The 24,948-nt window shown below is 71.1% G+C and carries 18 protein-coding genes; 7 read left to right on the top strand and 11 right to left on the bottom strand.

Features of this window, described 5'->3' with window-relative positions; translation table 11 throughout:
• Window positions 1-51 precede the first annotated feature (51 nt).
• The 7 genes from ACFYW1_RS05795 to ACFYW1_RS05765 all read right to left on the bottom strand — a co-directional run bounded on the left by ACFYW1_RS05795 (window position 52) and on the right by ACFYW1_RS05765 (window position 9,254).
• A complete protein-coding gene (locus tag ACFYW1_RS05795) occupies window positions 52-768 on the bottom strand; it encodes an ABC transporter ATP-binding protein (protein WP_384230734.1) in 717 nt (238 codons plus the stop codon).
• Window positions 765-1,658 (bottom strand): ABC transporter ATP-binding protein, encoded by an 894-nt coding sequence (locus ACFYW1_RS05790; protein WP_388987523.1) that lies wholly within the window; start codon window positions 1,656-1,658, stop codon window positions 765-767. Before ACFYW1_RS05790 ends, ACFYW1_RS05795 begins: the two co-directional genes overlap by 4 nt.
• Window positions 1,655-3,433 (bottom strand): branched-chain amino acid ABC transporter permease, encoded by a 1,779-nt coding sequence (locus ACFYW1_RS05785; RefSeq protein WP_388987520.1) that lies wholly within the window; start codon window positions 3,431-3,433, stop codon window positions 1,655-1,657. Before ACFYW1_RS05785 ends, ACFYW1_RS05790 begins: the two co-directional genes overlap by 4 nt.
• Window positions 3,434-3,438: 5 nt before the next feature.
• Entirely contained in the window at window positions 3,439-4,368 is a 930-nt protein-coding gene (locus tag ACFYW1_RS05780) for a branched-chain amino acid ABC transporter permease (RefSeq protein ID WP_388987518.1), read from the bottom strand.
• Window positions 4,369-4,473: 105 nt separating this feature from the next.
• Window positions 4,474-5,691: a branched-chain amino acid ABC transporter substrate-binding protein gene (locus ACFYW1_RS05775; protein ID WP_388988157.1), complete on the bottom strand. Its 1,218-nt coding sequence runs from the start codon at window positions 5,689-5,691 to the stop codon at window positions 4,474-4,476.
• A 658-nt stretch (window positions 5,692-6,349) separates the two neighbouring features.
• Window positions 6,350-6,820 (bottom strand): PaaI family thioesterase, encoded by a 471-nt coding sequence (locus ACFYW1_RS05770; RefSeq protein WP_388987515.1) that lies wholly within the window; start codon window positions 6,818-6,820, stop codon window positions 6,350-6,352.
• Window positions 6,821-6,977: 157 nt separating this feature from the next.
• Window positions 6,978-9,254 carry an FdhF/YdeP family oxidoreductase gene (locus tag ACFYW1_RS05765; protein ID WP_388987512.1) on the bottom strand — a complete coding sequence of 759 codons (2,277 nt, stop codon included), beginning with the start codon at window positions 9,252-9,254 and terminating at the stop codon, window positions 6,978-6,980.
• Window positions 9,255-9,409: 155 nt separating this feature from the next.
• Here ACFYW1_RS05765 and polA point away from each other — a divergent pair, with 155 nt between their 5' ends.
• Window positions 9,410-12,121 carry a DNA polymerase I gene (gene polA, locus ACFYW1_RS05760; RefSeq protein ID WP_388987509.1) on the top strand — a complete coding sequence of 904 codons (2,712 nt, stop codon included), beginning with the start codon at window positions 9,410-9,412 and terminating at the stop codon, window positions 12,119-12,121.
• Between the two features lie 155 nt (window positions 12,122-12,276).
• Here polA and ACFYW1_RS05755 read toward each other — a convergent pair whose 3' ends face one another.
• Window positions 12,277-13,122: a DUF4184 family protein gene (locus ACFYW1_RS05755; RefSeq protein WP_388987506.1), complete on the bottom strand. Its 846-nt coding sequence runs from the start codon at window positions 13,120-13,122 to the stop codon at window positions 12,277-12,279.
• A 238-nt stretch (window positions 13,123-13,360) separates the two neighbouring features.
• Here ACFYW1_RS05755 and ACFYW1_RS05750 point away from each other — a divergent pair, with 238 nt between their 5' ends.
• From ACFYW1_RS05750 to ACFYW1_RS05740, 3 genes are all read left to right on the top strand, one after another.
• Entirely contained in the window at window positions 13,361-15,115 is a 1,755-nt protein-coding gene (locus ACFYW1_RS05750; protein WP_388987504.1) for a lytic murein transglycosylase, read from the top strand.
• Between the two features lie 143 nt (window positions 15,116-15,258).
• The gene (locus ACFYW1_RS05745; RefSeq protein ID WP_148834237.1) at window positions 15,259-15,396 is read left to right on the top strand and encodes an SPW_0924 family protein; all 138 of its coding nucleotides are present in this window, start codon (window positions 15,259-15,261) and stop codon (window positions 15,394-15,396) included.
• Between the two features lie 40 nt (window positions 15,397-15,436).
• Window positions 15,437-16,432, top strand: coding sequence for a DUF3068 domain-containing protein (locus tag ACFYW1_RS05740; RefSeq protein WP_388987501.1), 996 nt, complete (start codon window positions 15,437-15,439; stop codon window positions 16,430-16,432).
• Here ACFYW1_RS05740 and hrpB read toward each other — a convergent pair.
• Both hrpB and ACFYW1_RS05730 read right to left on the bottom strand, forming a co-directional pair.
• The gene (gene hrpB, locus ACFYW1_RS05735) at window positions 16,404-18,917 is read right to left on the bottom strand and encodes an ATP-dependent helicase HrpB (RefSeq protein ID WP_388987498.1); all 2,514 of its coding nucleotides are present in this window, start codon (window positions 18,915-18,917) and stop codon (window positions 16,404-16,406) included. The two genes, ACFYW1_RS05740 and hrpB, sit on opposite strands and share 29 nt — an antisense overlap.
• An 82-nt stretch (window positions 18,918-18,999) precedes the next feature.
• The gene (locus ACFYW1_RS05730; RefSeq protein ID WP_388987495.1) at window positions 19,000-19,812 is read right to left on the bottom strand and encodes a class I SAM-dependent methyltransferase; all 813 of its coding nucleotides are present in this window, start codon (window positions 19,810-19,812) and stop codon (window positions 19,000-19,002) included.
• A 398-nt stretch (window positions 19,813-20,210) separates the two neighbouring features.
• Between ACFYW1_RS05730 and rpsA the strand changes: the two genes are divergently transcribed.
• Window positions 20,211-21,722, top strand: coding sequence for a 30S ribosomal protein S1 (gene rpsA, locus ACFYW1_RS05725; protein WP_148834231.1), 1,512 nt, complete (start codon window positions 20,211-20,213; stop codon window positions 21,720-21,722).
• Window positions 21,723-21,827: 105 nt separating this feature from the next.
• Here the strand turns inward: rpsA and ACFYW1_RS05720 are convergent, their stop codons facing one another.
• The gene (locus ACFYW1_RS05720; RefSeq protein WP_388987492.1) at window positions 21,828-22,790 is read right to left on the bottom strand and encodes a right-handed parallel beta-helix repeat-containing protein; all 963 of its coding nucleotides are present in this window, start codon (window positions 22,788-22,790) and stop codon (window positions 21,828-21,830) included.
• Between the two features lie 413 nt (window positions 22,791-23,203).
• On the opposite strand from ACFYW1_RS05720, the gene ACFYW1_RS05715 reads away from it, so the two are divergent.
• Complete coding sequence (locus ACFYW1_RS05715) at window positions 23,204-24,142, top strand: PAC2 family protein (RefSeq protein ID WP_388987489.1); 939 nt, start codon at window positions 23,204-23,206, stop codon at window positions 24,140-24,142.
• 76 nt (window positions 24,143-24,218) lie between these two features.
• Window positions 24,219-24,821, top strand: a complete 603-nt coding sequence (gene coaE, locus ACFYW1_RS05710; RefSeq protein ID WP_388987486.1) for a dephospho-CoA kinase — start codon at window positions 24,219-24,221, stop codon at window positions 24,819-24,821.
• Window positions 24,822-24,948 lie beyond the last annotated feature (127 nt).

Genomic DNA, 24,948 nt, shown 5'->3' with positions numbered 1-24,948 from the left:
CGCACCCCGGTCGACCGGGGTGCGGGCCTCAACCATGTGCGTGGGAGGGGGTCAGTCCTCGCCGAGGTAGGCCTTGCGGACGGACTCGTCGTGGAGGAGGTCCGCTCCGGTGCCGGAGAGGACGATCTTGCCGACCTCCATGACGTGGCCCTGGTCGGCGAGGGAGAGTGCCGCCTGGGCGTTCTGCTCGACGAGCAGGATGGTGGTGCCCTGGGCCTTGAGCTCGACGATGGTCGCCATGATCTTCTGCATCATGATCGGGGAGAGGCCCATGGAGGGTTCGTCGAGCATCAGGAGTTTGGGCTGGCACATGAGGGCCCTGCCCATGGCGAGCATCTGCTGCTCGCCGCCCGAGAGGGTTCCGGCGGCCTGCTTGCGGCGTTCCCCGAGGATGGGGAAGAGGTCGTAGGCGCGCTGGATGTCCTTCTCGATGCCGGCCTTGTCGCTGCGGAGGTATGCGCCGAGTTGGAGGTTCTCGGCGATCGTCAGCCGGGGGAAGATGTGGCGTCCCTCGGGGGAGTGGGCGAGGCCCAGGGAGACGACCTTGTGGGCGGGGACGTTGGCGAGTGGTTTGCCGTCGAAGACGATGCGGCCGCCGGCCGGTTTGAGGAGGCCGGAGAGGGTGCGCAGGGTGGTGGTCTTGCCGGCGCCGTTGGTGCCGATGAGCGTGACGACCTGGCCGGCTTCGACGGTGAAGGAGATGCCCTTGACGGCTTCGATCTTGCCGTAGGCGACGCGGAGGTCCTCGACCTCCAGAAGTGCGGTCATCGGGTGTCCTCCTCCTCGGTGCTGGTGGTGGCTGTTCTGGCGGCGTCGGCGTCCGCTTCGGCGGCTTCGACCTCGGCGGCCTCCTCGGCGCCGGGGGCGCCTTCGAAGGGGGTGCCGAGGTAGGCGGCGACGACGCGTTCGTCGCTCTGGACCTCGCCCGGGGTGCCTTCGACGAGTTTTTCGCCCTGGACGAGGCAGGCGACGCGGTCGCAGAGGTTGAAGATGAACCGCATGTCGTGCTCGATGACGAGGACGGCGATGCCCTGGTCCCGGATGGCGAAGATGAGTTCTTCGGTGACGCGGGTTTCCTGGGGGTTCATGCCGGCGGTGGGCTCGTCGAGGAGGAGGAGTCCGGGGTCGCTGGCGAGTGCGCGGGCGATTTCCAGCTTGCGCTGGTCTCCGTAGGGGAGGTTGCGCGCGAGGTGGTCCGCCTTGTTGGCCAGGCCGATGAACTCCAGGAGTTCCATGGCGCGTTCGCGGCTGGCGTTTTCGGCCTTGGTGAAGCCGGGGAGCCGCAGGAGGGCGGACCAGAGCCCTTCTTTGGTCCTGGTGTGGCGTCCGACGAGGACGTTCTCCAGGACGGTCATGTTGGCGAAGAGCCGGATGTTCTGGAAGGTGCGGGCGATGCCTGCCTGGGTGACGAGGTGGGGCTTGGGCGGCAGGACGGTGCCCTTGTAGCGGACCTTGCCCTCGGTGGGGACGTACAGGCCGGTGAGGCAGTTGAAGAAGGTGGTCTTGCCGGCTCCGTTGGGGCCGATGAGGCCGACGATCTCGCCCGCGTTGACGGTGAGGTCGACGCCGCGGACGGCGGTGAGGCCGCCGAAGCGCATGGTGACCCCGTTGGCGTCCAGGACGGTGGTGGCGGTTTTCGTGGTGGTCATGGTGGTCACGCCCCCGCCTTGGCGATGCCGGCGCCGGTTTCCTCGGACTGCCGTGGTTCGGGTACGTCGGGCTGGTCGTTCTCGTGGAATTCGAGCTGCTTCCTGCGGTCGGCGACCAGTCCTTCGGGGCGCATGCGCATCAGGAGGATGAGGGCGACGCCGAAGAGGAAGAGCTGGTAGTCCTGCATGAACTGCAGCTTGGCCGGGATGAGGTAGAGCAGTGCCGCGCCGACGAGGGGTCCGCTGAGGGTTCCCATGCCGCCGAGGATGACGGCGGCGAGGAGGAAGGCGGAGTTGGGCGGTACGGAGCCGGCGAACTGGTACTGCTCGGGCGTCACGGTGTAGTTGACGTGTGCCTGGACGGTTCCGGCGAGTCCGGCGAGGGTGGCGCCGAGGGCGAAGGCGATCAGCTTGAGGCGGAAGGCGTTGATGCCCATGGCGGTGGCTGCGGTCTCGTCCTCGCGGATGGCGACCCAGGCCCGGCCGATGCGGGATTCGCCGGAGCGGCGGAAGACGAGGACGACGACGGCGGTGAACAGGAGCATCAGCAGGTAGTAGTTTGCGGACCTGCCGAGGGTGAAGCCGAGGACGTCGTGCTTGGTCCCGAAGTCGAACCCGAAGAAGTTGAGGTCGGGGATGCTGGGGATGCCCTGGGAGCCGTTGGTGAGGTCGGGGCCGCTGTTGCCGTTGAGGTTGTTCACGGTGAGGCGGAAGATTTCACCGAAGCCGAGGGTGACGATGGCGAGGTAGTCGCCGCGCAGTCGTAGTGTCGGTGCGCCGATGAGGACGCCGAAGACGAGTGATGCGGCGGCTCCGGTGAGTACGGCGGCCCAGAAGGGGAACTCGACGCCGATGGCCGACATGGTGGAGCCGGAGACCAGGGCGGCGGCGTAGGCGCCGACGCCGAGGAAGGCCACGTAGCCGAGGTCGAGGAGGCCGGCGAGGCCGACGACGACGTTGAGGCCGAGGGCGACGGTGCCGAAGATGAGGATGTTGGCGCCGATGAGCGCGTATTCCTCTTTCTGCTGGGTGAAGGGGAAGCAGACGGCTGCGACGAGGGCCGCGGCGAGGGTGATGTTGCGGTGCTTCGTGGTCAGCGCGGTGAGGCGGGAGATGAGTCCGGCCCGGTGGAGTGCGGTGAAGGCGAAGCCGACGGTGATGAGGAAGCCGATGAAGAGTTCGGTGTATTCGGTGTCGATGCCGTAGGTGAAGACATGGAGGCCGATGCCGAACGCGGCGACGATGATGAGGATCTCGGTCCAGGAGGGCAGGGCGTTGGCGCGGGGGGCCGAGGGTGCGGCGAGGCCGTTGCGGAAGCGCTGCCAGGCGTTGGTCGAGGGTCCGGTGAGTGGCTGGTCGTCGGGGAGTCCGAGGGCGGCGACGGTGGCGAGGAGTGCGCCGATGCCGCTGACCCAGGCTCCGGGTTCCAGGTTGACGACGCCGCCGAGGTTGTAGGAGATGGCGCCGATGGTGTAGCCGGTGGTGCCGAGGGTGCCCAGTGCCAGGAGGCGGACGGGGCTGTTGGTGCCGCCGGGGGTGAGCCAGCGCAGTCCTCGGATGCCGTAGCCGGACAGGGCGAGGAGCAGGGTGAGTGCGGCGCTGGTGAGGGTGAGGACCTGGAGGCCGCCGGGGTAGCCGGTGACGGTGAGGTCGCCGGGGAATTCGGAGGTCCAGGTCCAGGCGAGGAAGGTGCCGGCGAGTGCGACGGCGGCGCCCGCGACGGTGCCGATGCGGGCCGCGGCGGCGGGGATCGGCAGGAGGGAGGTGGTGGGGTTGGTGGTCATCGGTATCACGCCCGATCCGCGACGCGTTCGCCGAGCAGGCCCTGGGGGCGTACCAGCAGGACGACGATGAGGAGGACGAAGGCCCATACGTCCTTCCAGGCGCCGCCGCCGAAGAGGTCCATGCCGGGGACGTTGCTCATGTAGCCGGTGGCGAGGGATTCGGCGATGCCGAGGACGACGCCGCCGAGCATGGCTCCGTAGATGTTGCCGATGCCGCCGAGCACGGCTGCGGTGAAGGCCTTGAGGCCCATGATGAAGCCCATTTTGAAGCCGATCTGGCCGTTTTTGAGCCCGTAGGCGACGGCGGCGACGGCTGCGAACGCGGCACCGATGGCGAAGGCCATGACGATGATGCGGTCGGTGTTGATGCCCATGAGCTTGGCGGTGTCGGGGTCCTGGCTGGTGGCCTGCATGCCGCGGCCGGTGCGCGTCTTGGAGACGAAGAGGCCGAGGGCGAGCATGCAGATGGGTGCGGTGATGAGGACGAAGAGGTCACCGCGCTGGATGTGGGCGCCGAAGATGTCGATCGCTTCGCCCTTGAACTGGGGGAAGGAGCGGTCCTTCTTGGCGTCGGGGTACCACTTCCAGATGGCCTGCTGGAGTGCGAGGGAGAGTCCGATCGCGGTGATCAGCGGGGCCAGTCGTGGGGCGGTGCGCAGGGGCCGGTAGGCGAAGCGTTCGGCGGCTGCGCTGACGGCGACGGAGCATATGACGCCGCCGATGATCATGATGGGGATGATCGCGAGGAGGGAGACGCCGGCCGGCATCCAGAGGTACACGGTGAGAGCTCCGAAGCCTCCGATCATGAAGATCTCGCCGTGGGCGAAGTTGATGAGCTGGATGATTCCGTAGACCATCGTGTAGCCGATCGCGATGAGTCCGTACATCGCGCCGAGGATGAGTCCATTGGCCAGCTGTTGCGGCAGTTCGTTCACCGCAGGGCCTCCGTGGAGTGGTTCGGATATGGCACCGCGCGGGAGCGCTGGTAGCGCTCCCGCGCGGTCTGGGTCAGGCTTGGGGGCCGGGAGGGCCGGTGGGGGTCAGGGCTTGTAGACCTCGCTGAGCTTGGAGGTCCACTTGCCGCCGTCGACCTGGTAGGCGGTCATCATGGTGTTGGTGGTGTCGCCGTACTGGTCGAAGGAGACGGGGCCGGTGACGCCGTCGAACTTGACCTTGGCCATGGCTTCGAGGACCTTGACGCGGCCTTCGTCCCCGCTGGGGAGCTTGCCGTCGTTCTCGGCGACGGCGAGCTTGACGGCCTCGATGATGGCCCAGGTGGCGTCGTAGGTGCCGCCGCCGTACGCCTCGTAGGCGTCCTTGTATCCGGCGGTCTTGTAGTCCGCGATGAACTTCTTGGCGGAGTCGAGTTCCTCGACGGGCTTGCCGACGGAGGTGGCGATGTCGCCCTGGGCCTTCTTGTTGAGCTTGATGAAGTCGGCGCTGTACATGCCGTCGCCGCCCATGAGGGGGATCTGGACGCTGTCCTTGAGCTGCTGGCTCAGGGGGGCGCCGGCGGGGTACTCGCCGCCGTAGTAGACGGCCTTGGCGCCGGACTTCTTGACCTTGGTGACGACGGCGTTGAAGTCGCGGTCGTCGGGGTTGACGTGGTCGGAGCCGACGATCTTGCCGCCGAGGGTGGTGAAGGTGTTCTTGAAGGAGGCGGCGAGACCGGCGCCGTAGGGCTTCTGGTCGTCGATGAGGTAGACCTGCTTGATCTTCGCGTTGTTGTAGAGGTACTTCGCGGCGAAGGCGCCCTGGATCTGGTCCGTGGTGGCGGTGCGGAAGTAGGTCTTGAAGGGGCGCTTCTTGTCGCCGGTCTTCCAGTTCTCGCCCTGGGTCAGCTCGGTGCCGGTGTTGGCGGGGGAGACCTGGGTGAGGTTGGCGTCGTTGAGCGGCTTCTGCATCGACTGGGAGACGCCGGAGTTCAGGGGGCCGACGACGCCGACGACGGTCTCGTCGTCGATGAACTTCTGGGCGTTCTGCTGGCCGACGGAGGGCTGTGCCTGGTCGTCGAGCGGCTTGACCTCGAATTTGATGCCGGGGACGGTCTTTTCCTTGTTGGCCGTCTTGACGGCGAGGTCGGCAGAGTTCTTGATGCCGAGGCCGAGGGCGGACAGGTCGCCGGTGATCGGCGCGTCGACGCCGATGACGACGGTCTGGGTGTCGCCTCCGCCGCCGCTGTTCTTGCTGTCGTCGCGCGACCCGCAGGCGGTGAGGGTCAGTGCTCCTGTGGTGAGCACTGTGGTGAGTATGAGCAAAGAACGGTGTCGCACGAAAGGTCCTTTCCCTGGCGCGGCCTCCTCTGCTGAGGTGCCGTGTCGTTCGCCGGGCCGTACTGGGGTGGTACAGGGCCGTGCTGCAGACGCGCCCGGCGGCGCGGTGACTGGCGGTGACTCTAGGCGCAGGTGAGGGAGTCCGGGATGGGTCCGCCGCAGGATGTGACTGTCTTGTTATGCCCTTGAGGAAGGCTTGAGGTGGCTGTGCGGACATGTACGGCTTTTTACCGGATGGAAAAGTGACCGCATTCTGAGAACGCGCAGCTCTGCTAAGGGGCTTGAGCCGATCTTGCTGCTGTCGCGTTTTGGGGGCCCGGCGGGGCGGGTGGGGGCGTGGCGAAGTGCCCGGCGGCCGCGGGGGGGCGGCCCGGGGTGTGGTGCGGGGGTGGGTGCGGACCGGTCGATGGTTACGCAGTGTTACGACGGGGGGAGTTGTGGTCGACGCGGTGTCGCGTACCCGAGGTGTGTGTGGGGTGCCGAGTTGGCCACACAACGGTGGTCGTGGTCAAGGGAGTTGCCGTATTCGGTTCCCAACTTCACTCGGTGTGGGGGTGGTTGTGGGTAGATATGGCACTGCCCGGACGGATGGTGATCCGGCCGGGCAGTGGGGTTCGGGGGTGTCGGTGCGTGTTCCGGTCCGTCAGGCGGCGTCGGGGCGCGGGGCGTCGCGGAGCATGCAGGTGAGGCGTGCGGTGCAGACCCGCTTGTCCTGTTCGTCCGTGATGGCGATCTCGTAGGTGGCGGTGGAGCGGCCGCGGTGCACGGGGGTGGCCACTCCCGTGACGAGGCCGCTGCGTACGCCGCGGTGATGGGTGCAGTTCAGATCGACACCCACAGCGAGCTTGGTGGCGCCGCCGTGGAGCATGGAGCCGATGGAGCCGAGGGTCTCGGCGAGGACGGCGGAGGCGCCGCCGTGCAGTAGTCCGTAGGGCTGGGTGTTGCCCTCGACGGGCATGGTGCCCACGACGCGGTCCGCGGATGCCTCGACGATCGTGACGCCCATGCGTTCGCCGAGGTGCCCGGCGGAGAAGAGGGCGGGCAGGTCCACGCCGAGTGCGGCGTACTCGTCGATGATCTCCTGGGGGAACGTGGGGGTGGTGTGCTCGCCCATGGGCCGGCTCCGATCGTCTGCGGTGGTTCACGGCGTCAGTGCTGTGTACATCGTTCTTATCAGACGGCTGAGCGGACGCTTAGGGCCGCTCGCGCAGTGCGCTGCCGGGTCCAGGCGCCGGGCTTCCAGGCCCGCGCGCGGTTCGGCCCCGGGCGGCTCAGGTCCGGGTCTTCTCGAAGCGGACGACGACGGACTTGCTGGCCGGGGTGTTGCTGGTGTCGGCGGTGGAGTCGAGGGGGACCAGCACATTGGTCTCGGGGTAGTAGGCGGCGGCGCAGCCCCGGGCGGTCGGGTAGTGGACGACGCGGAAGCCGGGGGCGCGGCGTTCCACGCCGTCCTTCCACTCGCTCACGAGGTCGGTGTACGCGCCGTCGGCCAGACCGAGGGCGTGGGCGTCCTCCGGGTTGACCAGGACGACGCGGCGGCCGTCCTTGATGCCGCGGTAGCGGTCGTCGAGGCCGTAGATCGTGGTGTTGTACTGGTCGTGCGAGCGCAGGGTCTGCAACAGGAGCCGGCCCTGCGGGAGTTCGGGGTACTCGACGGGGGCGGCGGTGAAGTTGGCCCGGCCGGTCGCGGTGGGGAAGCGGCGTTCGTCGCGCGGGGCGTGCGGGAGGGTGAAGCCGCCGGGGCGGGCGACGCGGGCGTTGAAGTCCTCGAAGCCGGGGACGACGCGGGAGATGCGGTCGCGGATCGTCGCGTAGTCCTTCTCGAACTCCTCCCAGGGCGTGGCCGATCCGGGGCCGAGGACGGCGCGGGCGAGCCGGGCGACGATGGCGGGTTCGGAGAGGAGGTGCGGGCTCGCGGGGGTGAGGTTGCCGCGCGAGGCGTGGACCATGCTCATGGAGTCCTCGACGGTGACGAACTGTTTGCCGCTCGCCTGGACGTCCTTGTCGGTGCGTCCCAGCGTGGGCAGGATCAGCGCGCGGGTGCCGGTCACGGCGTGCGAGCGGTTGAGCTTGGTGGAGACGTGGACGGTGAGGCGGGCGCGGCGCATGGCGGCCTCGGTGACGTCCGTGTCGGGGGTGGCCGCGACGAAGTTGCCGCCCATGGCGATGAAGACCTTGGCGTCGCCGTCGCGCAGGGCCCGGATGGAGCGGACGACGTCGTAGCCGTGGTGGCGCGGCGAGGTGATCCCGAATTCCTTGTCGAGGGCGTCGAGGAAGGCGGGGGAGGGGCGTTCGAAGATGCCCATGGTGCGGTCGCCCTGGACGTTGGAGTGGCCCCGGACGGGGCAGACCCCGGCGCCGGGCCGGCCCATGTTGCCGCGCAGCAGGAGGAAGTTGACCACTTCGCGGATGGTCGGCACGGAGTGCTTGTGCTGGGTGAGGCCCATGGCCCAGCAGACGATGGTGCGTTTCGAGGCGAGGACCATGGCCAGGGCCTTCTCGATGGTCTCGCGGTCGAGGCCGGTGGCGGTGAGGGTCTCCGACCAGTCGGCCTCGCGGGCGGCGGCCGCGAACTCCTCGAAGCCGTGGGTGTGTTCCCGTACGAAGGTCTCGTCGACGGCGCCCTCGGTCTGCAGGATCATCTTGTTGAGGAGGCGGAAGAGCGCCTGGTCGCCGCCGATGCGGATCTGCAGGAAGAGGTCGTTGAGCGCGGTGCCCCGGATCATGCCGAGGGGGGTCTGCGGGTTCTTGAAGCGCTCCAGGCCGGCTTCGGGGAGCGGGTTCACCGAGATGATCTTCGCTCCGGCGTTCTTGGCCTTCTCCAGGGCGGAGAGCATCCGGGGGTGGTTGGTGCCGGGGTTCTGCCCGGCGACGATGATCAGGTCGGCCCGGTGGAGGTCTTCGAGGGTGACGCTGCCCTTGCCGACGCCGATGGTCTCCGTCAGTGCCGAGCCGGAGGACTCGTGGCACATGTTGGAGCAGTCGGGGAGGTTGTTGGTGCCGAATTCGCGGGCGAACAGCTGGAACAGGAACGCGGCCTCGTTGCTCGTGCGGCCCGAGGTGTAGAAGAGGGCCTCGTCGGGGGAGTCGAGCGCGCGCAGCTCCTCGGCGATGATGTCGAAGGCGCGCTCCCAGTCGATCGCCTCGTACCGTTCGGCGCCCTCGGGGAGGTACATCGGCTGGGTGATCCGGCCCTGCTGGCCCAGCCAGTAGCCGCTGCGCGTGGCGAGGTCGGCGACGGGGTGCGCGGCGAAGAAGTCGGGGGTGACCCGGCGCAGCGTCGCCTCCTCGGCGACGGCCTTGGCGCCGTTCTCGCAGAATTCCGCCGTGTGCCGCTTGTCGCCCTCGGGCCAGGCGCAGCCGGGGCAGTCGAAGCCGTTCTTCTGGTTGACCTTGAGGAGGGTCTGCGCGGTGCGCCGCACCCCCATCTGCTGCCGGGCCACGAGCAGGCTGTGGGCGACGGCGGGCAGACCGGCGGCGGCGTGCTGCGCCTCGCCGACCTGCGGCGCGTCCTGGACCGGGTCACCTGTGGGCGGCTTGGTGGCCATTGCGTGCTCCCCTTCGAGCCGACTGCGAACCTGCGCGCACCGTACGCGCCGGTGCCGTGCGTGTTCCTCCCACGATCCTGTCACGCGGCACCGACAAGGGTGGGGGGAGCGGTGTCCGGTCGGGAATGTCAGTGGTCCGTGGCAGGATCGGGGGCGTGGCTGAGACGGCATCGAAGAAGACGGCAGACAACCGACCGCGCCTGCTCCTGATGGACGGGCACTCCTTGGCGTACCGGGCGTTCTTTGCGCTGCCCGCGGAGAATTTCACGACCGGGTCGGGGCAGCCGACGAACGCGGTGTACGGCTTCGCGTCGATGCTCGCGAACACCCTGCGTGACGAGGCGCCGACGCATTTCGCGGTGGCGTTCGACGTCTCCCGCAAGACCTGGCGCTCGGAGGAGTTTCCCGAGTACAAGGCGAACCGCTCGAAGACCCCGGACGAGTTCAAGGGGCAGGTCGAGCTGATCGGCGAGCTGCTGGACGCGATGCGCGTCGACCGGTTCGCGGTGGACGGCTTCGAGGCGGACGACGTCATCGCCACGCTGGCCACGCAGGCGGAGGCGGCCGGTTTCGAGGTTCTGATCGTCACCGGGGACCGGGATTCGTTCCAGCTGATCACGGACCACGTCACGGTGCTGTACCCGACCAAGGGCGTCTCGGAGCTGACCCGTTTCACCCCGGCGAAGGTCGAGGAGAAGTACGGGCTCACGCCGCAGCAGTACCCGGACTTCGCGGCGCTGCGCGGTGACCCGTCGGACAACCTCCCGGGCATTCCCGGCGTGGGGGAGAAGACCGCCGCGAAGTGGATCAACCAGTTCGGTTCGTTCGACGATCTGGTGGAGCGGGCCGAGGAGGTCAAGGGCAAGGCGGGCCAGAATTTCCGGGACCACCTGGACGCGGTGCGGCTGAACCGCCGGCTGACGGAGATGGTCCGTGACGTGGAGCTGCCGAAGGCCCCGCAGGACCTGGAGCGCGCGCCGTACGACCGCACGGCGGTGACGGGTGTGCTGGACGTGCTGGAGATCCGTAACCCGAGCCTGCGCGAGCGGCTGCTGGCCGTCGACCCGGGCGCGGCCGAGGACGAGGCCCCGGCGCCCGCCGCGGGCGTCGAGCTGGACGGTGCGGTGCTGGGCGCGGGCGACCTGGCGCCCTGGCTGGCCGAGCACGGCGACCGGCCGCTCGGCGTCGCGACGGTCGACACCTGGGCCCTGGGCAGTGGCGCGGTCACCGAGATCGCGCTCGCCGCGGCGGACGGTGCGGCGGCCTGGTTCGACCCGGCCGAGATCGACGGGGCCGACGAGCAGGCGTTCGCCGCGTGGATCGCGGATGCGGCCCGGCCCAAGGTGATGCACAACGCGAAGAGCGCGATGCGGGTCTTCCCGGAGCACGGCTGGCGGGTCGACGGCGTCACGATGGACACGGCGCTGGCCGCCTACCTGGTCAAGCCGGGGCGCCGTTCCTTCGCGCTGGACGCGCTGGCGGTGGAGTACCTGGGCCGGGAGCTGGCGCCCGCCGCCGCGTCCGAGGGGCAGCTGGCCTTCGGCGCGGAGGACCAGGCGGAGGCCGAGGCGCTGATGGCGCAGGCCCGCGCGATCCTGGACCTGGGCGAGGCGTTCACCGCACGGCTGGCCGAGGTCGGCGCGGAGCGGCTGCTGCACGACATGGAGCTGCCGACGTCCGCCCTGCTGGCCCGGATGGAGCGGTACGGCATCGCCGCCGACCGGGCCCATCTGGAGGGGATGGAGCAGCAGTTCGCCGGTGCGGTGCAGCAGGCGGTGAAGGAGGCGCACGCCGCGGTCGGCCGCGAGTTCAACCTCGGTTCGCCCAAGCAGCTCCAGGAAGTCCTCTTCGGCGAGCTGGGCCTGCCGAAGACGAAGAAGACCAAGACCGGGTACACGACGGACGCCGACGCCCTGGCCTGGCTCGCCGGGCAGACGGAGCACGAGCTGCCGGTGATCATGCTGCGCCACCGCGAGCAGGCCAAGCTGCGGGTCACGGTCGAGGGCCTGGTCAAGACGGTCGCGACGGACGGCCGCATCCACACCACGTTCAACCAGACGGTGGCGGCGACGGGCCGGCTCTCCTCCACCGACCCCAATCTGCAGAACATCCCCGTCCGTACGGACGAGGGCCGGGCCATCCGCCGGGGCTTCGTCGTCGGCGAGGGCTTCGAGACGCTGATGACGGCCGACTACAGCCAGATCGAACTGCGGGTGATGGCCCACCTGTCCGAGGACGAGGGCCTGATCGAGGCGTTCACCTCCGGCGAGGACCTGCACACCACGGTCGCATCCCAGGTCTTCGGCGTCGACAAGTCGGCCGTCGACCCGGAGATGCGCCGCAAGATCAAGGCCATGAGCTACGGGCTGGCGTACGGGCTCTCCGCGTTCGGCCTCTCCCAGCAGCTGAACATCGAGGCGGGCGAGGCGCGCGGCCTGATGGACACCTACTTCGAGCGGTTCGGCGGAGTGCGCGACTACCTGCACCGGGTGGTGGAGGAGGCCAGGGCCACCGGCTACACGGAAACGGTCTTCGGCCGCCGCCGTTACCTCCCCGACCTCAACAGCGACAACCGCCAGCGCCGTGAGATGGCCGAGCGGATGGCGCTCAACGCACCGATCCAGGGCACGGCCGCGGACATCGTCAAGGTCGCCATGCTCCAGGTCGACCGGGCGCTGACCGAGGCGGAGCTGAAGTCGCGGATGCTGCTCCAGGTCCATGACGAAATCGTCCTGGAGATCGCCGGGGGCGAGCGTGCCCGGGTGGAGGAGATCCTCCGCCACGAGATGTCCACGGCGGTGCAGTTGCGCGCCCCGCTGGACGTCTCGGTGGGCGTCGGAGCGGACTGGGAGTCCGCGGCGCACTGACGATCCGACCGTGCCGAACGGCCCGGGGCCCGTGCGGGCTCCGGGCCGTCCGTGCGCCGAGGGGGAGGCCGTGCCCGAACGGCCGCCCGCGCACCGAGGGGCCCGTCCGCGCGTCGGGCGGAAGGCTGTTCGTGCCGTCGTGCCGTTCCGTTGCGTCAGGGGCGGGCGGGGTCCCGGTCGTCCGTCCGGCGGCCGGAGGGCGCGGCCGGGCGGGGACGGCGCAGCCGCATCCACACCCCGTACGGCACCAGGCCCACCGCCAGCCCCGCCCCCGCCCCGAAGCAGATGGTCGGGATGATGTCCAGCGGGCTGTCGACCCGCCCGAAGTACGCGTACCAGCGCACGCACCGGTGGGCCACGCCGCCCAGTACGCAGACACCCAGCAGCGCCCCCGCCGCCCACCGCTCACGACGGCTCAGCACCGGCACGGACGGCGGGATCGGCCGCGCCCCGGCGGCGCGCAGCCCCGACACGGCGAACCGGGCGAGCAGCACCAGGGCCACGGCCGAACTGCCGTACTGCACCAGCTGGAACACCGGATGGCCGGCCACGCTCCCGGACAGCACCGGTACCAGGCGCACCCCCCACCGGTCGTGGTGGGTGAAGGCGTCCCAGCCGACATGGGTGGCCGCCCCGATGGCCGCCGACAGGGCGAACCACCAGCAGTCCCGGGGGCGCCAGGGCCCGTGCCGCCCCCTCAGGAACGTGTGCACCCGCCCCTGCCAGGCCGTCGGCAGCAGCGCCACCAGCGGTTCGCGCAACAGCAGCCACAGCGCGACCACGGCCGCGGTGATCAGCACGTCGACGGTGAGCACGCCCCACACCGCGTGGGTGACCTGTCCGAACTCCATGGCGCCGGGAACCGCGGTGTCCGCGTAGTACGTCATGTCGGGTGCGAACGAACCCGCCACGAGGGCGGACGCGAGGAGCGGGCCGCGCGCCGTCCCGTTCCGCCGCAGCACCGGCAGCACGGCGGCGGCATGACTGAGTGTGAAGGGCATGGCGGCAAGTATGCGTGAACGGTGAAGACCGTTCGCGGGTGCGTGGCCGCGGTGACCACCGCCGTACGGCCGCCGCCGTCACCTGCGGGCTCACCGCCGTACAACTTGCTGTCGGGAACGTGAAAAACAGGTAAGAACCGGTCGGCACGCGGTGTTCCGGCGGTACGAGTTGCCGTAGGGTCGCCTGAGTCCTGCCGCTGGGGGCGCGGACAGTCGTCGAAGGGGAGGGGCCAGAGGTATGGCAGCGCAGTTCGGTCGCCGGCTTCGCAAGGGAGCGACCACGACAGCCGTGGCCGCCGCCGTGGTGGCGGCACTCTCCGCCTCGGGGGCTCCCGGCTCGCCACTGGTCTCCGGGAGCGGCGACCAGCAGGCCGCCGGAACGACCCCCTCGCCCGACGAGAGCGCGGCCACCGGCAATTCGCCGTACTACACGGAACTGCCCCCGCTGAACACGCCCGACAAGCCGGGGACCAGCACCCGACTGCCCCTCGTCGGCGGTTCGGAGGCCGGCATACCGGCCTCGATCCTGGCCGCGTACAAGAAGGCCGAGCGGGAGATCTCCACGAGCGACGCCGCCTGCCGGCTGCCGTGGCAACTGCTCGCCGCGATCGGCAAGGTCGAGTCCGGCCAGGCGCGCGGCGGCCGGGTCGACGCGAACGGCACCACGTTCTCGCCGATCCTCGGCCCGGTCCTCGACGGCCGGGGCTTCGCCATGATCAAGGACACCGACAACGGGGCGTACGACGGGGACAGCACCCACGACCGCGCCGTCGGTCCGATGCAGTTCATCCCGTCCACCTGGGCGACCTGGGGTCAGGACGGCAACGACGACGGCCGCAAGGACCCCAACAACATCTATGACGCGGCGCTCGCCGCCGGGCGCTACCTCTGCGCCGGTTCCCGCGACCTGTCCCTGGCCGGGGACCTCGACCGGGCGGTCCTGAGCTACAACCACTCGAACGCCTATCTCCGTACGGTGCGTTCCTGGTTCGACTACTACGGGCGCGGCACCCACGAGATCCCCGACGGCACCGGCGCCCTGCCGCCCGGCCTCGGCGGCGGCACGACCCCGGACCGGACGGGCCCCGGCCCCTCGCCGTCCGGCTCCGCCAAGCCGAAGCCCGGGAACACGCCGAAGCCGGACCCGAAGCCGGGCGACGGCACGGGCAGCCCCAAGCCCGACCCCAAGCCGTCCGAGACCCTCGCGGCCGTGAAGAACGCCGGCACCGGCCCGCTGGCCGCCACCGCGGGCGAGGCATTCGCCGAGCGGATCAAGGTGCGGGCCGAGAACGGCCGCGGCGGGCCGCTCGCCAAGGTCTCCGTGACCTTCACGATCACCGGCGAGACGGACGCGGCGTTCGCCGACGGGAAGAAGTCGGCCACCCTCACCACCGGGACCGACGGCACCGTCACCGCCCCGGTGCTGCGGGCGGGCGAGAAGACGGGCACGTTCACGGTGCGGGCCGCCGCCACCGGCCGCTCGGTGTCCCCCGTCACCTACAAGGCGACCGTCACCGCCCGCCGGGCCGACGCGATCGCCAGGACCGACAGCAAGGCGCTGACCGCGGCGCCCGGCGCCGAGTTCGCCGACACCGTCGAGGCCAAGGCGACCTACAAGGGCAAGGCCGCGGCCGGGGTCGCCGTCACCGCCACCATGATCACCGACGCCGAGAAGCCGGCCGAGAACGACAAGGGCCCGTACTTCAAGGGCGAGGACGGCAAGGCGGTCCGCACCCTGGCGGGCCTGCGGACCGGCGCCGACGGCACCCTGAAGCTCCCGAAGATCTACGCCGACGGCACGGCGGGCACGTACCGACTGCGGCTCACCACCGAGGGCGGGGCCACCGTCGTCATCGAGCTGAAGGTCGAGGCGTCCGACCCCTCCGGGACGCCGGACCCCTCCGGGACCCCGGAGCCGTCCACGAGCCCCGAGCCGTCCACGAGCCCGGAGCCGTCCACGAGCCCCGAGCCCTCCGGGAGCACCGCCGCCTGACCGGCCGGCCGGCCGCGCACCCCGACAGCCCCTTCGCCACCGCGGCGGAGGGGCTGTTGCACGTGTTCTCATCTCGCGCCCGGATTGCTACGGTGCCCCAACCCTGACGGCCCATCAGATCGATGTTCTCCGGGAGGACCGGCATGCGTGCCCTCGTCGCCGCCGCCATCGGGCTGGCCGCAGCCCTCGCGCTCGTCTTCACCGTCGCCGCGATCGGCGCCCCGCCCGGGGAGACCTCGCCCGAACCCCTCCTGACCACCGTGCCGGGCCCCAAGAAGTAGCCACCGGAAGAAGCAACAGAAGCTGAGGGAGGGCACCACCATGCGCCGCCGAGCCAGCCTCGTACTCCTGGCCTTCGCCGTCTTCTTCGCCGCCATGTCGCCACTGCTGCGCTGGTACGCCTTCCCGAGGCTGGCGAAGATCCCGCCCAGCCAGTACCAGGAGACGGTGCTGGAGGCGAAGCCCGCCACCCTCCTCGACTACAACGACGGCATGAAGGTGAAGACGGTCCCCCGGGTCACCATCGTGCAGACCCTCAAGGGCAACGTGGAGGAGTCCGAACGGATCGAGCGCACCGCAGGCCGCGACGTCGTCGTCTGGGACGCCCTCAGCTTCGTGGCCGGACCGGACGGCAAGATGGTCTCCCAGATCCCCGAGCGGTACATCTTCGACGCGCACAGCCAGGCCCCCGTCCACGCCACCGGCGAATCCGTCGACGGCGACCCGGTCAGGCGCGAGGGCATCGAGTTCAAGTGGCCCTTCCTCACCGAGAAGCGCGACTACGAGTACTTCGACGCGCAGACCCGCACCAGCTCGCCCATCCACTACCGGGGCACCCGCACCTTCCACGGCATGGAGGTCTACTACTTCGAGCAGACCATCCCGTGGACCGAGGTCCCGATGCCGAAGAAGATGCCGATCGCGATCACCCCGGAACAGATCGCGAAGACCGGCCTGACCCGCTGGTACACCACCAGGCGGATGTTCTGGGTGGACCCGGTCACCGGAGCGCCCGTCAACGGTGAGGAGGTCCACCGGGAGGAGCTGCGCAACGCCAAGTCGCTGGGCCTGTCCGAGGAGACCGTCACCGTGTTCGCCGGACACGTGAAGATGCGCCCGGACTACGTCGACTCGGTCGTCGCCCTGGTCAAGTCCCAGCGGCTGCTGGTCCTGCTGCTCACCTCGTACCTGCCCGTGGGCTCCCTGGTCCTCGGCGTCGCGCTGTTCGGGCTCGCCCTGTGGCTGGAGGCCCGCTCCCGGCGGCCGGACGGGACACCGGACCCCGCCCCTATCCCTGCTGCCCCTGCTCCCGCCTGAGCCGTGACGTCGTGAACCGGGTCGCCGCCATCGTCGTCGGGTCCTCCGGCCACGGATGCCTCGGGTACCGGCCGCGCAGCTCCGCCCGGACCGCCCGGTAGCCGTCCCGCCAGAACGAGGCCAGATCGGCGGTGACCGCGGCGGGACGCCCGGCCGGGGACAGCAGGTGGACCAGGACCGGCACCCCGGCCAGCCGCGGGCTCTCCGTCAGGCCGAACATCTCCTGGAGCTTCACCGCGAGCACCGGCTGGGCCCCGCCGTACTCCACCCGGACGCGCGAACCGCTCGGCACCTCGATCCGCTCCGGCGCCAGCTCGTCCAGCCGGGCCGCCTCCCCCGTCGCCCACGGCAGCAACCGCCGCAGCGCCTGCCCGGCGTCGATCCGGCCCAGGTCGAGGCGGCGCCGGGCCCGGGACAGCTCGGGCTCCAGCCACTGCTCCGTACGGTCCAGCAACGCCCCGTCCGCCACGTCCGGCCAGGGCGCGCCCAGCTCCCGGTGGAGAAAGGCCAGCCGCTCCCGCAACTGCTCCGAATCCCGTGTCCAGCGCAGCAGTCCGAGCCCTTCCCGCCGCAGCCCCTCGACCAGCGCCCCGCGCACCGCCTCCGGCGCCGGTGCCTTCAGCGGGCGCACCGACAGCTCCACGGCGCCCAGCCGCTCCACCCGGCGGGCCACCACGTCGCCGTCCGCCCAGCCGACCTCCTCGCCGTTCCGGAGCAGGTGCCCGGCCGCCGCCCGCGCCGTGTCCTCGTCGATCACCGCGGCCAGCCGCACCCGCGCGGACGCCGCGTGCGCCGGCCGGTCGGCCACCGCGACCGCCAGCCAGGGCGCGCCCCGCAGCCCCGAGCCCTCCCCGGTTTCCGCACCCGTCCCCGACACCATCAAGAACGCCCCCTCGCCGCGGGCCCGCGCCACCCGCTCCGGGAAGGCCAGCGCGGCCACCAGGCCCGCGGCCGCGTCGTCCGGCCCCGAACCCCCGCCCGCGTCCGCGACGAAGGAGGACAGCCGCCGCACCTCCTGCCGCCACCGCGCCGCGTAGCCGTCCCCGCCCCGCCGCGCGGTCCGCAGCGCGGCGGCCAGGTCGTCCCCGTACTCCCGGGGCGGCTCCTCGCTCAGCAGCGCCACCACCTCGGCCGTCCGCCGCCCGCCCACCTCGGGCGCACCGTCCAGCAGCGCCCGGGCCAGCCGCGGGTGCAGGCCGAGCCGGGACATCCGGACACCCCGGCCGGTCACCCGCCCGTCCGCGTCCACCGCGCCGACCGCCGTCAGCACCTCGCGCGCCGCGCCCATCGCACCCGCGGGCGGCGGGTCGAGCAGCGCGAGGCCCGAGGCGTCCGGATCGCCCCAGCACGCCGCCTGGAGGGCGAACGCGGTCAGGTCTGCGACCCGGATCTCCGGGGACGGGAACGGGGCGAGCCGCCCGTCCTCCGCCTGCGCCCAGCACCGGTACACCGTCCCCGGCGCCTCCCGTCCGGCCCGGCCCGCCCGCTGCCGGCCCGCCGCCCGCGAGGCCCGTACGGTGGTGAGCGCGCCCAGCCCCCGGGCGTGGTCGGTGCGCGGCTCCCGGGCCAGCCCCGAGTCGACCACCACCCGCACGCCGGGCACCGTCAGGGACGACTCCGCCACCGAGGTCGCCAGCACCACCCGCCGGCCCTCCGAGGACCCGGCCAGCACCGCGTCCTGCACCGCCGCCGGGGCCCGCCCGTGCACCTGGAGCACCTCGGCGGCCACGCCCGCCAGCAGGCCCGCCACGCGCCCGATCTCACCGACACCGGGCAGGAAGCACAGCACGTCGCCGGCCCGTTCGGCCAGCGCCCGGCGCACCGTCGCGGCGACGTGCGCCAGCAGCGCCGGATCGACCCGCATCCCGTGCGGCGGGCGGACCGGCGCCGGGGGCGGCGCCCAGACCGTCTCCACCGGATGTGACACGCCCGACGCCTCGATCACCGGGGCGTCGCCCAGCAGCCGGGCCCAGCCCTGCGCGTCCGTCGTCGCGGAGGCCGCGACCAGCCGCAGGTCGGGGCGGAGCGCCTCGCGCACGTCGAGCAGGAACGCGGCGACGGTGTCCGCGTCCAGGTGCCGCTCGTGGCACTCGTCGATGATCACCGCGTCGATCCCGGCCAGCTCCTGGTCGCGCTGGAGCCGCTGGAGCAGCACCCCGGTGGTGACCACCTCCACCACCGTGCCGGGGCCCACCAGCCGCTCCCCGCGGACCGTGAAGCCGACCCGTCCGCCGGCCCGCTCCCCGAGGAGCCACGCCATCCGCCGCGCCGCCGCCCGGGCCGCGATCCGCCGCGGCTCGGCGACCACCACCCGGCGCACCGGGCCGCCGCCGGTCAGACCGGCCAGGACCAGCGGCACGAGGGTGGTCTTGCCGGTGCCGGGTGGCGCGCACAGCACCGCGACACCGCGGTCGTCGAGCGCCCGCTCCAGGGCGGGCACGGCGGTGCGGACGGGCAGTCGGTCCAGGGCGTCGGTACGGATCACGCCCCCAGTCTCGTACGGGCCGCCCCGCCCGCCGCACCCCGGGACCGGCCGCGCCCCCGCGGTCCCGTGTCCGCGCGGGCCGTCAGTCCCGCACGCAGACGAAGATCGCCGTGCCGGGGATCAGGTTGCCGCGCAGCGGGGACCAGCCGCCCCACTCCTGGGTGTTCCAGGCGGGCCACTCCGGTTCGACGAGGTCGACCAGCCGGAAGCCGCCGGCCACCACGTCGCGCACCCGGTCGCCGAGCGTGCGGTGGTGCTCGACGTAGACCGCGTCGCCTTGTTCGTCCTGCTCGACGTAGGGGGTGCGGTCGAAGTAGGAGGCCGCGACCGAGAGCCCCTCGGGCCCCGGCTCGTCCGGGAACGCCCAGCGGACCGGGTGCGTCACCGAGAAGACCCAGCGGCCGCCGGGGCGCAGCACGCGGTGCACCTCGCGGAACACCCGCACGGGGTCGGCGACGAACGGCACCGCGCCGTAGGCGGAGCACGCCAGGTCGAACGAGCCGTCGCGGAACGGCAGCGCCCCGGCGTCCGCCTCCACCAGCGGGACCCCGCCGCCGATCCGCAGCGCGTGCTGGAGCTGCCGGTGCGAGAGGTCCAGGGCCACCGGGCGGGCGCCCCTGGCGGCGAGCCAGCGCGAGCACTGCGCGGCGCCCGCGCCGATCTCCAGGACGGCCAGGCCGTCCAGCGAAGCCGCGGGGCCGAGCAGGCCGGCCTCGGCCTCGTCGAGCCCCTCCGGGCCCCAGACGAACCGGTCGTCGCCCAGGAAGGCGCCGTGGTCGCTCTGGTACTCGTCGGCGTTCCGGTCCCACCAGCCGCGACTGGCCCGGCTGCTCTCGGTCTCCGACGCCTGGCGACGGGTCGCTTCGGGTTCGGCCGCGTAGATCTCTTGGCTCATCGTGTCCGTCGTTGTAGTTTGCCTTCACCCCGCCGCACGCGGTACGTACTCGGGGGTATCCATGAGGGCGTTCCGTGCGCCCGGAGCGTCTCCCGGTGCCGAGGCGGCCCCGGGGGAACACGAGTTGTGCCGGATATGGGCCCTTGCGCCCCCGGTGTGCGCCTTCGCGCATTGACCGTGCCCGGCTGCCCCCGTATGCTACAAGTTGCGCTGCGAGCCTGTGCGCCTCAGACCTAGCAGGCCGCGCTCGCATCTGTTGTATGTCCCCTCGGTTCACGAGGCGCCTCCCGCCCGGCGGGTTCGGCACTTCCCGAGCTGTCCGGCTTCTGCAGAAGTGATAAGGGCTCCCGGCGTAGCAGTACCTACGACTCACTGTCCGTACCGGAGCCCTTTCCCACATGACGAGCAGCACCGAGACCACCGCCACCACCCCGCAGGTAGCGGTCAACGACATCGGTAACGAGGAAGCCTTCCTCGCCGCGATCGACGAGACGATCAAGTACTTCAACGACGGCGACATCGTCGACGGCGTCATCGTGAAGGTCGACCGGGACGAGGTCCTGCTCGACATCGGTTACAAGACCGAAGGCGTCATCCCCTCCCGCGAGCTCTCGATCAAGCACGACGTCGACCCGAACGAGGTCGTCAAGGTCGGCGACGAGATCGAGGCCCTGGTTCTCCAGAAGGAGGACAAGGAAGGCCGCCTCATCCTGTCCAAGAAGCGCGCTCAGTACGAGCGTGCCTGGGGCACGATCGAGAAGATCAAGGAAGAGGACGGCATCGTCACCGGTACCGTCATCGAGGTCGTCAAGGGTGGTCTCATCCTCGACATCGGCCTCCGTGGCTTCCTGCCGGCCTCCCTCGTCGAGATGCGCCGCGTCCGCGACCTCCAGCCCTACGTGGGCAAGGAGCTCGAGGCCAAGATCATCGAGCTGGACAAGAACCGCAACAACGTGGTCCTGTCCCGCCGTGCCTGGCTGGAGCAGACCCAGAGCGAGGTCCGCCAGACGTTCCTCACGACCCTGCAGAAGGGCCAGGTCCGCTCCGGCGTCGTCTCCTCGATCGTCAACTTCGGTGCGTTCGTGGACCTCGGCGGCGTCGACGGTCTCGTGCACGTCTCCGAGCTGTCCTGGAAGCACATCGACCACCCCTCCGAGGTCGTCGAGGTCGGCCAGGAGGTCACGGTCGAGGTCCTCGACGTCGACATGGACCGCGAGCGCGTCTCCCTGTCGCTCAAGGCGACGCAGGAAGACCCGTGGCAGCAGTTCGCCCGCACGCACCAGATCGGGCAGGTCGTTCCCGGTAAGGTCACCAAGCTCGTTCCGTTCGGTGCGTTCGTGCGCGTCGACGAGGGCATCGAGGGTCTGGTCCACATCTCCGAGCTGGCCGAGCGCCACGTGGAGATCCCGGAGCAGGTCGTCCAGGTCAACGACGAGATCTTCGTCAAGGTCATCGACATCGACCTCGAGCGTCGTCGCATCAGCCTCTCGCTGAAGCAGGCCAACGAGTCCTTCGGTGCCGACCCGGCCTCGGTCGAGTTCGACCCGACCCTGTACGGCATGGCCGCGTCCTACGACGACCAGGGCAACTACATCTACCCCGAGGGCTTCGACCCCGAGACCAACGACTGGCTCGAGGGCTACGAGGCTCAGCGCGAGGCGTGGGAGACGCAGTACGCCGAGGCGCAGCAGCGCTTCGAGCAGCACCAGGCCCAGGTCATCAAGTCCCGCGAGGCCGACGAGGCCGCTGCTGCCGAGGGCGCTGCCGCCCCGGCCGGTGGCGCCCCGGCTGCCTCCGGCGGCAGCGGTGGCGGCTCGTACTCCTCGGAGTCCGCGGACAACTCCGGCGCCCTGGCGTCGGACGAGGCCCTGGCTGCCCTGCGCGAGAAGCTGGCGGGCGGCCAGAGCTGACGCTCCGGTCCTCCGGTCGGTGACCGATCGCAGTAGCTGAAAGTGAGGCCCGCTCCCTTCGGGGAGCGGGCCTCACTCATGTCCGCGGCCGTCCCGCGCGAGCGGTCACGGCGTGACGGGAATGTTGGTCAGTCCCTTGCCGCCGGTCACCGTGTTACTGGCGTGGACCGTGGTCGGGCAGCTCTTGCCGTGGTTGGTGATGTTGAACGCGAGCTGCTTGTCCCCGGTGGCGCCGGTCAGGTCCGAGACGTTGTCGCGGAAGACGGTGCCGCAGCCCCAGCCGCTCTGCTGGGTGTGGGTCTCGTAGCCGTTGTTGGTGGTGCGGGAGCCCCGGTTGCCCTCGACCAGCACGTCGTTGCCCTTCACGTCGACCCAGGAGTCGTCGTAGTTGGCACCGGTCAGTCCGCCGCCGTCGAAGGTGTTGCCGATGATCCGCGCCCCGGTGGTGCCTTCCTTGATGTCGATGTTCTCGCCGCCCACGCCCGGTCCGATGGTGTTGTCCAGGATCTGCACCCGGTCGCTGCGGTCGGAGAGGTCGTTGGCCGTGCCGACGTAGACGCCCTCGCCCATGCCCCGGCCGTCGTGCCCGGTGTCGTAGATCCGGGAGTTCCTGAGGATGCCGTCCTTGCTGGACTTGCGGAAGTGGACGCCCTCCATGTCCAGGTCGTGGACGGTCACCGCATCGATGACGACGCCGGTGGCGGCGTCGGCCATGATGCCCTTCTGGCCGCCGGTGACGGTGATGCCCTCGACGGTCCAGTAGGAGGCGCCGTTGAGATGCAGTCCGTAGCCGCCGCCGGCCTCGAGGACCGCCCCGGCCGAACCGGTGAGGGTGATCCGGGCGGCGGCGGTGCCCGGGACGGTCGCCTTGAAGTTGCCGGTGTACGTGCCGTCGGCGAGCCGGATCGTGTCCCCCGGGGCCGCGGCGGCGAGGGCGGACTTGAGCTGGGCGGCGGTGCTCACGTCGACGACTTCGGCCGCGCCCGCGGTGGGGGCGGCGGCGAGGGCGGGGCCGCCGGTGGCGAGCGCGGTGACCAGCAGGGCGGGGAGCAGCGTGCGGGTGCGCATGGGGGGTGCCTTCCCGTCGAAGGAGTTCGAGGTTCTCGTACATGAATGTGGGGCGAGTCTCTGAACTTGCTGCCCAGAAACGCTAGGGACGGGGCCTGGCCGTGTCAATGTCTGGACCAATGTTCGGGTACGTGTACGGGGGCCTGCGCGCGGTGTGGGCGGGAGCATGGCTCCGTGGCAGTGGGGCGCGATGCGTGCGGCTCCGATGCGAGCGATCCCGGCAACGGGGAACGGGGGCGGTGTGGTGCGGTGCCGGTGCGAAGGACGATGCCGGGCTCCCGCTTCCGCGCAGATCCGGAGACTTGGATTCCGCACGAGGCGGGGCATGAACGGCCGGTCGAACGGGCACCGTTCGGGAATGCCCGTGCCCTGCCGGACGTTCTTGTGCAGGAATACGAGGAGGAGCGGTAACGGTGTCTGACCCGCAGAGTTTGTACGAATGGGAGCCGAAGGGCCTGGCCGTCGTCGACATGGCGCTCGCCCAGGAATCGGCCGGCCTGGTCATGCTCTACCACTTCGACGGATACATCGACGCGGGTGAGACCGGCGAGCAGATCGTGGACGGACTGCTCGAAACGCTGCCGCACCAGGTCGTCGCCCGCTTCGACCACGACCGGCTCATCGACTACCGCGCGCGGCGCCCGCTGCTGACCTTCCGGCGCGACCGCTGGAGCGCCTACGAGACCCCGACCCTGGCCGTCCGGGTCGTCCAGGATGCCACCGGGGCGCCGTTCCTGCTGCTGTCCGGGCCCGAGCCGGACGTGGAGTGGGAGCGCTTCGCCTCCGCCGTCGAGCAGATCGTGGAGCGCCTCGGCGTCCGCCTCGCGGTGAATTTCCACGGCATCCCGATGGGCGTCCCGCACACCCGCCCCGTCGGCATCACCCCGCACGGCAACCGCACGGACCTCATGCCCGGCCACCGCAGCCCGTTCGACGAGGCGCAGGTGCCCGGCTCCGCGGAGTCCCTGGTCGAGTACCGGCTGATGGAGGCCGGGCACGACGTCCTGGGCGTCGCCGCCCACGTACCGCACTACGTCGCCCGCTCCGCGTACCCGGACGCGGCGCTCACCGCCCTGGAGGCGATCACGGCGGCGACCGGTCTGGTCCTGCCGACCATCGCCCATGCGCTGCGCACCGAGGCCCACCGCACCCAGACCGAGATCGAGCGGCAGATCGGCCAGGGCGACGAGGAGCTGGTCTCGCTCGTCGAGGGGCTGGAGCACCAGTACGACGCGGTCGCCGGATCCGAGACCCGGGGCAATCTGGTCGCCGAGCCGGTGGACCTGCCGTCCGCCGACGAGATCGGCCTGGAATTCGAGCGGTTCCTCGCGGAGCGCGAAGGGGACGCCTGACCTCCGTCGGCCTTCCCGGCGGATCGTCCCGCCCCGCCCGGGGCCGTTCCACCGGACAGGCCCTAAGCTGCCGGTCATGCTGAAAGTTGGCCTGACCGGCGGGATCGGCGCCGGCAAGAGTGAAGTGTCACGGCTGCTCGTCGAGTACGGGGCCGTGCTGATCGACGCGGACCGGATCGCCCGCGAGGTCGTCGAGCCGGGCACGCCCGGGCTCGCGGCCGTCGTCGACGCGTTCGGGCCGGACGTCCTCACCGCCGACGGCACCCTGGACCGGCCGAAGCTGGGCGCGATCGTCTTCTCCGACGCCGACCGGCTCGCCGCCCTCAACGCGATCGTCCACCCGCTGGTCGGTGCCCGCTCGGCCGAGCTGGAACGGGCCGCGGGCCCCGAATCGGTCGTCGTCCACGACGTCCCCCTGCTCACCGAGAACGGCCTCGCGCCGCTGTACGACCTGGTCGTCGTCGTGGACGCGAGCCCCGGGACGCAGCTCGACCGGCTCGTGCGGCTGCGCGGCATGACCGAGGCCGACGCCCGCGCCCGGATGGCCGCCCAGGCCACGCGGGAGCAGCGGCGTGCCGTGGCCGACCTGATCATCGACAACGACGGGCCGCTGGAGGAGCTGGAGCCGCAGGTCCGCAAGGTCTGGTCGGAGCTGGCCCGGCGGGCCGCGGCCGGCTGATCCCCGTACCGCCCCGTCGGTCCACCGGCCCGCCCGCCTGCCGGTGGACCGGTCCGTGGCGGCGGCGGACCGGTGCGGAATACCGTTCCCCGGGCGGGCGTTGAGAGCTCCGGTAGCGAAGGGAAGG

The sequence above is a fragment of the Streptomyces sp. NPDC002669 genome (assembly GCF_042889165.1).
Taxonomy (GTDB): Bacteria; Actinomycetota; Actinomycetes; order Streptomycetales; family Streptomycetaceae; genus Streptomyces.
Note: the sequence above shows the minus strand (reverse complement) of the source record. Positions and strands in the feature narration are given on the sequence as shown.

Excerpts from the sequence above, each read along its gene's own strand:
- ACFYW1_RS05785 (WP_388987520.1), bottom strand. The coding sequence starts at position 3,433 with ATGACCACCAACCCCACCACCTCCCTCCTGCCGATCCCCGCCGCCGCG.
- coaE (WP_388987486.1), top strand. The coding sequence starts at position 24,219 with ATGCTGAAAGTTGGCCTGACCGGCGGGATCGGCGCCGGCAAGAGTGAA.
- ACFYW1_RS05740 (WP_388987501.1), top strand. The coding sequence starts at position 15,437 with ATGCGCCGCCGAGCCAGCCTCGTACTCCTGGCCTTCGCCGTCTTCTTC.
- ACFYW1_RS05765 (WP_388987512.1), bottom strand. The coding sequence starts at position 9,254 with ATGGCCACCAAGCCGCCCACAGGTGACCCGGTCCAGGACGCGCCGCAG.
- ACFYW1_RS05770 (WP_388987515.1), bottom strand. The coding sequence starts at position 6,820 with ATGGGCGAGCACACCACCCCCACGTTCCCCCAGGAGATCATCGACGAG.
- ACFYW1_RS05730 (WP_388987495.1), bottom strand. The coding sequence starts at position 19,812 with ATGAGCCAAGAGATCTACGCGGCCGAACCCGAAGCGACCCGTCGCCAG.
- ACFYW1_RS05795 (WP_384230734.1), bottom strand. The coding sequence starts at position 768 with ATGACCGCACTTCTGGAGGTCGAGGACCTCCGCGTCGCCTACGGCAAG.
- ACFYW1_RS05750 (WP_388987504.1), top strand. The coding sequence starts at position 13,361 with ATGGCAGCGCAGTTCGGTCGCCGGCTTCGCAAGGGAGCGACCACGACA.
- ACFYW1_RS05755 (WP_388987506.1), bottom strand. The coding sequence starts at position 13,122 with ATGCCCTTCACACTCAGTCATGCCGCCGCCGTGCTGCCGGTGCTGCGG.
- rpsA (WP_148834231.1), top strand. The coding sequence starts at position 20,211 with ATGACGAGCAGCACCGAGACCACCGCCACCACCCCGCAGGTAGCGGTC.
- ACFYW1_RS05720 (WP_388987492.1), bottom strand. The coding sequence starts at position 22,790 with ATGCGCACCCGCACGCTGCTCCCCGCCCTGCTGGTCACCGCGCTCGCC.
- ACFYW1_RS05745 (WP_148834237.1), top strand. The coding sequence starts at position 15,259 with ATGCGTGCCCTCGTCGCCGCCGCCATCGGGCTGGCCGCAGCCCTCGCG.